A 12,002-nucleotide genomic window follows, 5' to 3' on the forward strand; every position below is an offset into this window, starting at 1 on the left:
GCCCTGGCATTTGCCGCATCGAGCAGTGGAGGCGAACCCCATGCGCAACAACCAACCCCTGACCTCGCATGAGGTCGAGTACCCCCGCGATGTCCACCTGATCACCACCACCGATCTGCACGGCATCATCACTTTCGTCAACGACGATTTCGTCGCGGTGTCCGGCTTCAGTCGCGAGGAACTGATCGGCCAGCCGCACAACCTGATCCGCCACCCGGACATGCCCGCCGAGGCATTCGCCGATATGTGGCGCACCATTCGTGCCGGGCGCTCCTGGAAGGGGCTGGTGAAGAACCGCTGCAAGAGCGGCGACTTCTACTGGGTCGACGCCTACGTCTCGCCGACCATGAAGGATGGCCGGGTGATCGAGTACCAGTCGGTGCGCACGCAACCCGATCCTCTGGTCCGGCAGCGTGCCGAGCGGCTCTACGCGGCGATGGCCGCGGGGCGCCTGCCCTGGCGCGTACGCCGTGTGCACCTGCCCTGGTCCGCCAGGCTGGTGCTGGCGGCAGGGCTGCCAGGGGTGTGCCTGGGGTTGTTCGCCGGCTGGCAGGGCGGGGCCGGCGCGGCGGCCCCGACGCTGCTGTCCGCCGCCCTCGCCATGCTCGTCGTCGGCGGCCTGCTGGCGCCGCTGCGCCGCCTGGCCAGCGGTGCCCGGGAAGGCAGCGGCAGCCCGCTGATGACCTACCTGTACAGTGGGCGCATGGATGAGCTGGGCAGTATCGAGCATGCCCAGCACGTGCGTACCTCGGAGCTGCACGCGATCGTCGCCCGCCTGGAGAACACCTGCCGTTCCCTGCAGCGCTCGACTTCGCGCAGCGACACCTTCATCGCCCAGTCCAGCCAGGCGATCCTTGGCCAGGGGCAGGACGTGGACGCCATCGCCGAGGCCATGGGCCGTATGCTGGAAAGCCAGCGCCAGGTGGCGCAGGCCTCGACCCACAGTGCGCAGGCTTCCAGCGACTCGCGCCAGGCCGCGCTGCAGGGGCGCGAGCAACTGGACCGGATGATGGGGGCCATCGACCAACTGGTGGCGGCCCTGCATGACGCCCAGCGCACCGTGACCACCCTGGCCCAGCGTAGCGAGAGCATCGTCAAGGTGGTCGACGTGATCGGCGCGGTCGCCGAGCAGACCAACCTGCTGGCCCTGAACGCTGCCATCGAGGCGGCCCGCGCCGGCGACTCCGGGCGTGGTTTCGCGGTGGTCGCCGACGAGGTGCGCGGCCTGGCGCGGCGCACCCATGACTCGACCCACGAGATCCGCGATATCGTCCTCGGCCTGGAGGCCGAGACGCGCGCCTGCGTGGGGGTGATGGCCAGGGGCGTGGAGTCTTCCGCGCACACGGTCGAACTGGCTGGCGAGACCGATCGCGCCCTGGGGCGGATTCTCGATTCGATCGGGCATATCCACGAACTGGCCATCGGCGTCGACGATGCCATGCGCGAGCAGGCCAGCATCAGCGTGCAGACCGAACGCCAGGTGCAGGTACTGCGCGACAGCGCGACGCAGGCCATCGGCGCCAGCGAGGCCGCCGAGCACGAGTCCGGGCGTCTGAGCCGGCAGGTCGAGCGGCTCAACACCCTGGCCAGCCATTTTATCGCCAGCCTGGGGCGCTGAGAGCAGGGGGCGTCGCGCCCGCCCGATCCGCCGGACTGCCTGGCGGCAGCCCCCTCTCCCCGGCCCTCTCCCGCGGGGGCTACCCTATGCACATATCCACGGAGCCCTTTGCGAGGAACCATCCCTACTGGCGTGTTCCAATTGTGAACGGCTTCACGGTCTGTCCTGGCCAGACTCGATACAGTCCAGGCATCCATCAGCGACAAGGATGCCCGCCGTGCCCGGACAGCCCCTGCTCGACCCCAAGCTCGATGTCATCTTCAAGCGCCTGTTCGCCGAGGCGCCGGATCTGCTGGCCGACCTGATCAACGCCGTGCGCAGCGACGAGCCACCGATCGTCGAGCTGCAGGTACTCAACCCGCAGATCGCCCCGGAGGAGCTGACCGGCAAGTTCATCGTGCTGGACATCCTCGCCCGCGACCAGACCGGGCAACTGTTCAATATCGAGATGCAGACCCGCAACCACGCCGGCTGGCCCTCGCGCAGCCTCTACTACCTGGCGCGCAACCTGGGCCGGCAATTGCAGGCGGGCGATGGCTACCAGCGGATGCAACCGGTGATCGGCATCCACCTGATGGACTTCGACCTGTTCGAGGCGCAACAGGCCTGCTGGGCCTTCGAACTGCGCGACCGGCAACGGCCGCAGATACGCCTGGACCGCAGCCTGCAACTGCACCTGATCGAGCTGCCCAAGGCCGACCGCCTGCATTCCCAAGGTGGCAGCACTCTGGCAGACTGGATCCTCTATTTGAAGCACTGGCAGGAGGACGTCCTCATGCAAAGCATCGAAAGCCCGGCAGTCAAGAAGGCCCACGCGCGCCTGCAAGCACTCTCCGACGATGACGAAGCCCGGCGCCTGGCCTTCGTGCGTGAGCGCGCGCTGCATGACGAGGTGACGGAAAAGGCGGAGGCAGAAGCCAGGGGGCGTCTGGCAGGCAAGGCCGAGGGAAAAATCGAAGGAAAGATCGAAGGAAAGATCGAAGGCCGTACAGACACCCTGCGTCGCCTGCTGCAGCTCAAGTTCGGCGCGCTTCCCGATGCGCTCGAACAGCGCCTGCAAAGCGCCGATGAGGCCACACTGACCACCTGGTCCGAGCGGGTGTTGTTCGCCGAGCAGTGGGAGCAAGTGTTCGGGGCGGATGGTATCAAGGGGTAGGGCCTGCGCAGGGTGGAACGCTTGACCGCCAACAGAGCATCCACGGGCTTGTGTGCATACGGTAGCCCGCGGGGGGGAGAGGGGGCTCGCCGGACGCGGACAGATGGGTACACCGCATAGCCCGCAAGCTGGGAAGGGAACGGCCCGCCTAGCTGAAATCACGATCGACAGTGCGGATGGGTCGAGCGTAGCGATACCATCGAATGCGTGCCCCGGGTATCGCTGCGCTCGACCCAGGCTAAGAGAGCACTTCGGGACGGGGCCGTGGAAAGGCCTGGCATCCGCACAGGGGCGCTATCGACAGTGCGGGCATGAAAGCGCGAAATGGAATTGCAACCGGCTTACTGATGCTCGGGCATTAATCATTCCGGACAGTCGTGCGTTGCTGTGTGAATGCCTGGTGCGCGGGCGCACCCTGTGCCACTGCGCGCGGGCGCAACGCGGCTTGCGCCGGCATGCCGGCGGGCACTCGGCAGGAGAGGGTGGGGTGCTCGTCGAAAAGGAACTCCCCCGGGAGCACGGGGGAGCCTGGCTTATCGGCCTAAGGTGGGGTCCAACCTGTCGCTCAGACCGGTCCGCGTGCGGCGCGGCGCGGCGCGATGGTGTGGCCGAGGGCTTCCTCGTAGCTGGGGCTGTCGAGTTTCGGCTGGAAGTCGAGCAGGGTCTGGTAGACGGTAATGACCTTGTCTTCGGCGCTCTGCCCCTTGAAGTCGTCCTTGTCCAGGCGCAGGTCGTCCATCAGGGTGTTCCATACCGCGCCGCCATCGGGGTGCGGCAGCAGGATGATGTCCACGCCATCGAGGTCGACCCGTAGCGCCTTGCCGAGGTTTTCCACGTAGAACAGCACGCGGATGCCGGGCGCCAGGTCGCCGCGGTAATGCTGGATGAACAGTGGCAGCAGGTTCAGTTCGACGAGGATGCCGGCGGCCATCAGCAGCTTGTCGCCGCTGGCCAGCAGCACGGCCTGCTTGACCACGGATTTCGGTGGCATGCGCCGGCCGGAATCGTCGGCGATATCGCCTTCCTCCAGCACCAGGTCGCCGCGGAAGGCATGGGTATCGGCCTGGCTGGTGGCGCCGTTGAAGCTGAGGTTGCACAGCAGATTGCGGGCTTCGTAGGTGTTCAGCAGCATATCGGGGGTTCTCCGGTCGTTGGGATCAAGCCACTTTGGCGGCGTCGGGGGCGGCGAGGGCGAACAGGGTTGGCCAGTCGTCCTCGATCAGGTGCAGGTGTTTGCGCTGGCAGACCTTGCGTTCCTTCTCGCTCGGTCCGTCGATCAGCGCCCAGCCGGCGTCGGCCGCGGCGTCGTGGATCAGGTCGCTCATCAGCATGCGTTCGGTGTCGCGGTTGAAGCGCATGCCGAGGAACAGGTAACGCTTGCCGCGACGCTGCAGCTTGAGCCAGGGCGGCACGGCGAAGCCGCCCATCAGCTCGGTGATGTAGTCGACGAAATCGGCGTCCGAGGCGACGTAGCTGGGCTTGGGCAGCGGCGTGCCGAGCGGCTTGAACAGCACTGGCTGCTCGCTGTCGACCTGTTCCAGGCCGATCTTCCGGTACTGCCCGGCGTCGAACTGGTACAGCTCGAAGCGGTATTGGCTGGCGCCGAGGCGGGCACAGCCGACCACCAGGGTATGGGCGCGGTCGGCGTAGCAGCGTTGCAACTGGGTATCGCGGTTGCAGTCGATCACGTAGGGCAGGCGCAGGTCGGCCAGCCACTGGTGGAAGGGCGAGGGCGTCCAGTCGTCGCCGCCGTAGGTCTGGCTCAGGAAGCGCTCGATGAAACTGCGCCCCTTCTTGTTCTCCAGGTGCATGGCGGCCCGGGGGAACTCGTACATCAGCCGTGGCGACATCGGCTGGCCGCCGGTCATGGCCAGGATCAGGCTGTCGCTGTCGGCGGGGATCGGTTGGCCGGAGTGGCGATCGACCACCCCGCGCAGCACGCCGGGGCCCAGGTAGGGAACGCTGTCGCCAGCTTCCAGGCCGGCCAGTATTTCCTGCATCGGACTGCTGTTCACGGGACTCTCCTGCTATCGGGGGTTCGCAGGAGTGCTCCGCAATATCTACGCCAATCGCCTAAGGATGTACAACTAATTGAAATATAAGTGATTGATGGCCGTTCAGGCGGCTCATGGAACGGCGTGTTCGCGACAAATTGTCGGGTTTGCCACAGGCTGGGGAAGGCCGAAAAGAGCCGATAAAGAGCGCTGGAAAGCTGGAGGCTGAACGAAGAGCGGGCGCTGAGACTGATGCCGATCGGGAAACAGGAGGAGCGGCTAACGCATGAGCCGGCTCTTTCGTCCAGCCTCGAGCCCTTTGATCGAGACGCCCGCCGGGTAACGCCCTGGTTGTTGGATTGTTGCCATTGGCACCGACAGGGAGCGCTTTTTGTTGTGTATGCCACTGCCGCCAGATGGCCCTTGCGTATATAAAATTTCTTTTTAAAACAGTTGCTTGGGATTCGATAAAAGCGCTGGCACAAAGACTGCACTTGCCATGTTGCGCAGGCTTGTTCGTGCCTATAGCCCACGTACATTTCATGTGGAAACGAAACCTGAGGAACTTAATTATGGCAATGCGTCAATGCGCTATCTACGGCAAGGGTGGGATCGGCAAGTCCACGACCACCCAGAACCTCGTGGCGGCCCTGGCCGAACTCGGCAAGAAGGTGATGATTGTCGGTTGCGACCCGAAAGCCGACTCGACCCGCCTGATTCTGCACGCCAAGGCCCAGAACACCATCATGGAAATGGCGGCGGAGGCCGGCACCGTGGAAGACCTGGAGCTGGAGGACGTGCTCAAGGCCGGCTACGGCGGTATCAAGTGCGTCGAGTCCGGTGGTCCCGAGCCAGGCGTCGGCTGTGCCGGCCGCGGGGTGATCACCGCGATCAACTTCCTCGAAGAGGAAGGCGCCTACGAGGATGACCTGGACTTCGTCTTCTACGACGTGCTCGGCGACGTGGTGTGCGGCGGTTTCGCCATGCCCATCCGCGAGAACAAGGCCCAGGAAATCTACATCGTCTGCTCCGGCGAGATGATGGCCATGTACGCGGCCAACAACATCTCCAAGGGCATCGTCAAATACGCCAACTCCGGCAGCGTGCGCCTGGCCGGGCTGATCTGCAACAGCCGCAACACCGACCGCGAAGACGAACTGATCATGGCCCTGGCCGAGAAGATGGGCACCCAGATGATCCATTTCGTACCGCGCGACAACGTCGTCCAGCGCGCCGAGATCCGCCGCATGACCGTCATCGAGTACGACCCGACGGCCAAGCAGGCGGAAGAGTACCGGCAACTGGCGAGCAAGATCGTCAACAACAAGAAGCTGGTCATCCCGACCCCCATCACCATGGACGAACTCGAAGACCTGTTGATGGAGTTCGGCGTCATGGAAGTGGAGGACGAGTCGATCGTCGGCAAGACCGCCGCCGAACTGGCCGCCGAAGCAGCCGCTGTCTGATCGCACGCTTCAGAGAGCCTTCCACGGCCCAGCCGGGCCGTGGAGCGGGCTCGCAGGACGGGGCAGGGCGGATTGGCCCTGTCGGAGGCTCGCGCCGCGAGGGCTCCGCTACCCGCATATGAACGCAAGGCAAGAGGAGGTCATACCATGTCCGGTATGTCACGCGAAGAGGTCGAGTCCCTCATCCAGGAAGTCCTGGAAGTCTATCCCGAGAAAGCCCGCAAGGACCGCGCCAAGCACCTGTCGCCCAACGACCCGTCGCTGGAGCAGTCGAAGAAGTGCATCACCTCCAACAAGAAGTCCCAGCCGGGGCTGATGACCATCCGTGGCTGCGCCTACGCCGGCTCCAAGGGCGTGGTCTGGGGGCCGATCAAGGACATGATCCACATTTCCCATGGCCCGGTGGGCTGTGGCCAGTACTCGCGGGCCGGCCGGCGCAACTACTACATCGGCACCACCGGTGTGAACGCCTTCGTCACCATGAACTTCACCTCGGATTTCCAGGAGAAGGACATCGTCTTCGGCGGCGACAAGAAGCTGGCCAAGCTGATCGACGAAGTCGAGACGCTGTTCCCGCTGAACAAGGGCATCTCGGTGCAGTCGGAATGCCCGATCGGCCTGATCGGCGACGACATCGAGGCCGTCTCCAAGAGAAAGGCCGCCGAGTACGACACCACCGTGGTGCCGGTACGCTGCGAGGGTTTCCGCGGGGTATCGCAGTCCCTCGGCCACCATATCGCCAACGACGCCATCCGTGACTGGGTGCTGGACAAGCGCGACGACGACACCAGCTTCCAGTCCACTCCCTACGACGTTGCCGTGATCGGCGACTACAACATCGGCGGCGACGCCTGGTCCTCGCGCATCCTGCTGGAGGAAATGGGCCTGCGCGTGGTCGCCCAGTGGTCCGGCGACGGCACCATCGCCGAGATGGAGCTGACGCCCAAGGTCAAGCTCAACCTGGTGCACTGCTACCGCTCGATGAACTACATCTCGCGGCACATGGAAGAGAAGTACGGCATCCCGTGGATGGAGTACAACTTCTTCGGCCCGACCAAGACCGCCGAGTCGATGCGTGCCATCGCCGCCCACTTCGACGAGCACATCCAGCGCAAATGCGAGGAAGTGCTGGCCAAGTACCAGCCGCAGTGGCAGGCGGTGATCGCCAAGTTCCGTCCGCGCCTGGAAGGCAAGCGGGTGATGCTCTACGTCGGCGGCCTGCGCCCGCGCCATGTGATCGGCTCCTACGAGGACCTGGGCATGGAAGTGGTCGGCACCGGCTACGAGTTCGGCCACAACGACGACTACGACCGCACCCTCAAGGAAATGGGCAACGCCACGCTGCTCTACGACGATGTCACCGGCTACGAATTCGAGGAGTTCGTGAAGAAGGTCAAGCCCGACCTGATCGGCTCCGGGATCAAGGAAAAGTACATCTTCCAGAAAATGGGCGTGCCCTTCCGGCAGATGCACTCCTGGGACTATTCCGGCCCGTACCACGGCTTCGACGGCTTCGCCATCTTCGCCCGCGACATGGACATGACCCTGAACAATCCGTGCTGGAAGAAGCTGCAGGCGCCCTGGCAGAAAAGCGACGAAGCAGCCGGGAAGATCGCCGCCAGCGCCTGAACAGGTGGCCACTACCAACCGTGAAACGTCCCGCCGCGGGCCAGCCCGCGGCCGGCATCCATGATCGCCCGTCACAGATGAGTGGGGCGAAGAAGGAGAGCATCATGAGCCAGCAAGCCGACAACATCAAACCCAGCTATCCGTTGTTCCGCGACGACGAATACAAGGACATGCTCGCGCGCAAGCGCGACGACTTCGAGGAGAAGCACCCGCAGGAGAAGATCGACGAAGTCTTCGCCTGGAGCACCAGCCTGGAATACCAGGAACTGAACTTCCAGCGCGAGGCGCTGACCATCAACCCGGCCAAGGCCTGCCAGCCACTGGGCGCGGTGCTGTGCGCCCTCGGCTTCGAGAAGACCATGCCCTACGTGCACGGCTCGCAAGGCTGCGTGGCCTACTTCCGCACCTATTTCAACCGCCATTTCAAGGAGCCGATCTCCTGCGTCTCCGACTCCATGACCGAGGACGCGGCGGTGTTCGGCGGCCAGCAGAACATGAAGGACGGCCTGGCCAACTGCAAGGCGACCTACAAGCCCGAGATGATCGCGGTGTCCACCACCTGCATGGCCGAGGTCATCGGCGATGACCTCAATGCCTTCATCAACAACGCCAAGAAGGACGGTTTCGTCCCGGACGACTACCCGGTGCCCTATGCCCACACGCCGAGCTTCGTCGGCAGCCACGTCACCGGCTGGGACAACATGTTCGAAGGCATCGCCCGCTACTTCACCCTGAAGACCATGGACGACAAGGTGGTGGGCAGCAACCACAAGCTCAATATCGTGCCGGGCTTCGAGACCTACCTGGGCAACTTCCGCGTGATCAAGCGCATGCTCAAGGAAATGGACGTCGGCTACAGCTTCCTCTCCGATCCGGACGAAGTGCTCGATACCCCGGCCGACGGCCAGTTCCGCATGTACGCCGGCGGCACTACCCAGGACCAGATCAAGGACGCGCCGAACGCCATCAGCACCCTGCTCCTGCAACCCTGGCAACTGGACAAGACCAGGAAGCTCGTCGAAGGCACCTGGCAGCACACGGTGCCCAAGCTGAATATCCCCATGGGCCTGGACTGGACCGACGAATTCCTGATGAAGGTCAGCGAACTCAGCGGCCAGGAAATCCCCGACAGCCTGGCCAAGGAGCGCGGTCGCCTGGTCGACATGATGACCGACTCGCACACCTGGCTGCACGGCAAGCGCTTCGCCCTGTGGGGCGACCCGGACTTCGTCATGGGCATGGTCAAGTTCCTGCTGGAGCTGGGCGCCGAGCCGGTGCACATCCTGGCGAACAACGGCAACAAGCGCTGGAAGAAAGCCGTCGAGGCGCTGCTGGAAAGCTCGCCCTATGGCAAGAGCGGCACCGTGCATACCGGCAAGGACCTCTGGCACATGCGCTCGCTGGTGTTCACCGACAAGCCGGACTTCATGATCGGCAACAGCTACGGCAAGTTCATCCAGCGCGACACGCTGCACAAGGGCAAGGAATTCGAGGTGCCGCTGATCCGTCTCGGTTTCCCGATCTTCGACCGCCACCACCTGCATCGCCAGACCACCCTCGGCTACGAAGGCGCCATGCAGATCCTGACCACCCTGGTCAACGCCGTGCTGGAACGCCTGGACGAGGAAACCCGGGGCATGCAGTCCACCGACTACAACTACGACCTGGTGCGCTGACGGCGACTGCCAGGCAGGCACCCGCGGCCGGGGCGCCACATGCGCCACGGCCGTCCCCTTTTTGTCCGTCGGGCCGGGTAACGTGCTCTCCCGCGCCCGGCGGACGTTTTAATCCCCTGGAGAGTGTCATGCCCAGTGTCATGATCAACCGCAACAAGAATGGCCAACTGACGTTCTACATCGCCAAGAAAGACCAGGAGGAAATCGTCCTTTCCCTGGAGCATGACGGCCCCGAGCGCTGGGGCGGCGAGGTCTCCCTGACCGACGGCTCCAGCTATTACCTCGACCCCCTGCCGGCGCCGCCGAAACTGCCGATCACCTTGCGCGCCAGGCGCAGCGGTGAGTGAGCGATGGCCGTGCGCGTTGCCCTGCGGCGGCCACAACTACCGCCCCACCTGGCACTGCGTATCGCCCTGGCGGCGCGCGAACTGAAAGGCCTGGACACCGCGCACCTGCTGCAGGCGGTGCTGGCGGTCAGCGGCGAGCCGATCACCGAGACGCGCCTGAGCAAGCTGCGGGCCGCGCGCTTGCGGGCGCGGCTGATCGCCCTGGCCGGTGAACTGGAGTTACCGCTGGCGATCAGCGAACAGCAGTTGCAGCGTGTGGTCGGCTTGCTCAAGGGGCGCGGCGTGCGCATGCCCGAGGAACCGCTGCCCAGGCCGCTGCCGTACCGCGAGGGCGAACTGCGCGACTCGGTGCGCATCGCCTGCGCCTCCGAGCGAGGCGAACAACTGGACGGCAGGTTCGGCTCCTGTACGCGATTCCTTATCTACCAGATATCGCCCAGCGCCAGCCGCCTGATCGCCCTGCGCCAGCCGGACGCGCCGGGGGAGGACGAGGATCGCTACAGCCTTCGCGCCGAATTGCTGCAGGACTGCCAGTTGCTCTACACCCTGAGCATCGGCGGGCCGGCGGCGGCCAAGGTGATCCGTGCCGGGGTGCATCCGGTGAAGGTGCCCGCGCCGATGCCGGTGGCCGAGGTGATCGAGGAACTGCAGCAGGTACTGGCCAGTGCGCCGCCACCCTGGCTGGCCAAGGCCATGGGCGTCGAGTCCGGCCAGCGCCTGCGTTTCGACAGTGACGAGCGGGAATGAGGAGACAAGCATGATCGAGCAGAGACTGATCGACGAAGTGATCCGCCAGGCCGAACGGAACACGCTGGACGACGAGTTGCTGGTACGCCTGCGCAGCAGGCATCCGGGGGTGCATTTCACCGTCTGCATGGACGACGATATCCCGGCCAACGCCAGGCCCATCGCCGAGCGGCCGCATTTCAACCTCTACCTGGTCAACTCCAGTACGCATTGCTCGGTACTGACCAACGATCCCGAGGCCGCCTCCGGTATCGTCCTGGCGGAGGTCTGTGGCGAATGAGCGGCCTGCAGGTGCCCATCGCCGATTGCCGCGACTGCAGTTTCCGCGCCAGCCTGCTGGCGGCCGGGCGCTGCACCCCCGGCGACAGTTGCGTGGCGGCACAGAGCGGCCGGCAGATCGACCGTTTCTTTCGCAACACCCCGCAGGTGGCGGTGCAGTACCTGGCCGACCCATTCTGGGAGCGGCGCGCCATCGCCGTGCGCTACGCCCCGCTCGAGGAACTGGTGCGGCTGGTCGATGACAGCGACGAGGTGGTGCGCCGTGCCGTGGCCTATCGCCTGCCGCGCGAGCAACTCGCCACGCTGATGCACGACGAGGACCGCGAAGTACGGATCACCGTGGCCGACCGCCTGCCCCCCGAGCAACTGGAGCGTATGGCCGAGGACCCGGACTACCTGGTGCGCGGCTACGTGGTACAGCGCATCGCCCCGGGGCGCTTGTTCCGCTTCATGCGCGATGCGGACCGCGAGGTGCGCAAGCGCGTGGCCCAGCGCCTGCCCGAGGAAAGCCTGGGGCTGATGATGTTCGATGCCGAACCGGAAATCCGCCGTATCGTCGCCTCGCGGCTGCGCGGCGAGGACCTGCTGGAACTGCTCCACGACCCGGACTGGACGGTACGCCTGGCGGCGGTGGAAAACGCCCCGCTGGCGGCCCTGCGCCGGCTCGACGAACACGACCCGGAAGTCCGCCGGGCGCTCGACGAGCGCCTGCAGGGCGTTTGACGATCCGCTGTCGCGGTGGGTGGCGACGGCTTGTAGAGGGCGCCATGCGCACCTGGACGATCAACGTTGCCAGCCACCCCTGGTGCGCACGGCGTACCCTGCGCCAGCGTGTCCCCGAACCCGTGTCCCGTGTCGGTTTTATATATGTAGTGTTAACTACAATTAAGCGGCGAAATGTCGTATTCGATGCAATGAGGGCGTGCGCCAGTTGCGTGCCAGTTGCTGCGCGCCGTTATACCGTATCGCCTTTCGTTACTCGTTAAAATAAATTAATAAGTTAAAAATCAATAACTTATCTTTAAAAAATAAGCAGTCTGGGGAATTCTACGGCGGCGATACGGGGCGCAATAGCGGGCATGGTGCGGTG

At 64.8% G+C, this 12,002-nt stretch carries 11 protein-coding genes; 9 read left to right on the forward strand and 2 right to left on the reverse strand.

Going from position 1 to position 12,002, the window contains the following annotated elements:
• Window positions 1–40 precede the first annotated feature (40 nt).
• The gene (locus DNJ95_RS06040) at window positions 41–1,618 is read left to right on the forward strand and encodes a methyl-accepting chemotaxis protein (RefSeq protein ID WP_131183830.1); all 1,578 of its coding nucleotides are present in this window, start codon (window positions 41–43) and stop codon (window positions 1,616–1,618) included.
• Between the two features lie 217 nt (window positions 1,619–1,835).
• Window positions 1,836–2,774 carry an Rpn family recombination-promoting nuclease/putative transposase gene (locus tag DNJ95_RS06045; RefSeq protein ID WP_131183831.1) on the forward strand — a complete coding sequence of 313 codons (939 nt, stop codon included), beginning with the start codon at window positions 1,836–1,838 and terminating at the stop codon, window positions 2,772–2,774.
• Window positions 2,775–3,339: 565 nt separating this feature from the next.
• Here DNJ95_RS06045 and DNJ95_RS06050 read toward each other — a convergent pair.
• A complete protein-coding gene (locus DNJ95_RS06050) occupies window positions 3,340–3,906 on the reverse strand; it encodes a hypothetical protein (RefSeq protein WP_131183832.1) in 567 nt (188 codons plus the stop codon).
• A gap of 25 nt (window positions 3,907–3,931) precedes the next feature.
• Window positions 3,932–4,789: an SIR2 family protein gene (locus DNJ95_RS06055; RefSeq protein ID WP_131183833.1), complete on the reverse strand. Its 858-nt coding sequence runs from the start codon at window positions 4,787–4,789 to the stop codon at window positions 3,932–3,934.
• Window positions 4,790–5,340: 551 nt separating this feature from the next.
• Between DNJ95_RS06055 and nifH the strand changes: the two genes are divergently transcribed.
• The 7 genes from nifH (at window position 5,341) to DNJ95_RS06090 (ending at window position 11,635) form a co-directional block, all read left to right on the forward strand.
• Entirely contained in the window at window positions 5,341–6,234 is an 894-nt protein-coding gene (nifH, locus tag DNJ95_RS06060) for a nitrogenase iron protein (protein ID WP_131183834.1), read from the forward strand.
• A 147-nt stretch (window positions 6,235–6,381) separates the two neighbouring features.
• Window positions 6,382–7,863, forward strand: coding sequence for a nitrogenase molybdenum-iron protein alpha chain (gene nifD, locus DNJ95_RS06065; protein ID WP_131183835.1), 1,482 nt, complete (start codon window positions 6,382–6,384; stop codon window positions 7,861–7,863).
• Between the two features lie 104 nt (window positions 7,864–7,967).
• Window positions 7,968–9,539 carry a nitrogenase molybdenum-iron protein subunit beta gene (gene nifK, locus DNJ95_RS06070; protein WP_131183836.1) on the forward strand — a complete coding sequence of 524 codons (1,572 nt, stop codon included), beginning with the start codon at window positions 7,968–7,970 and terminating at the stop codon, window positions 9,537–9,539.
• A 128-nt stretch (window positions 9,540–9,667) separates the two neighbouring features.
• Window positions 9,668–9,886 (forward strand): putative nitrogen fixation protein NifT, encoded by a 219-nt coding sequence (gene nifT / locus DNJ95_RS06075; protein WP_131183837.1) that lies wholly within the window; start codon window positions 9,668–9,670, stop codon window positions 9,884–9,886.
• 3 nt (window positions 9,887–9,889) lie between these two features.
• Complete coding sequence (locus DNJ95_RS06080) at window positions 9,890–10,633, forward strand: NifB/NifX family molybdenum-iron cluster-binding protein (protein WP_131183838.1); 744 nt, start codon at window positions 9,890–9,892, stop codon at window positions 10,631–10,633.
• Window positions 10,634–10,643: 10 nt separating this feature from the next.
• The gene (locus DNJ95_RS06085; RefSeq protein ID WP_131183839.1) at window positions 10,644–10,913 is read left to right on the forward strand and encodes a DUF6129 family protein; all 270 of its coding nucleotides are present in this window, start codon (window positions 10,644–10,646) and stop codon (window positions 10,911–10,913) included.
• Complete coding sequence (locus DNJ95_RS06090; RefSeq protein ID WP_131183840.1) at window positions 10,910–11,635, forward strand: 4Fe4S-binding leucine-rich repeat protein; 726 nt, start codon at window positions 10,910–10,912, stop codon at window positions 11,633–11,635. Before DNJ95_RS06085 ends, DNJ95_RS06090 begins: the two co-directional genes overlap by 4 nt.
• Window positions 11,636–12,002: the final 367 nt, after the last annotated feature.

The sequence above is a fragment of the Stutzerimonas kirkiae genome (assembly GCF_004327335.1).
GTDB lineage: Bacteria > Pseudomonadota > Gammaproteobacteria > Pseudomonadales > Pseudomonadaceae > Stutzerimonas > Stutzerimonas kirkiae.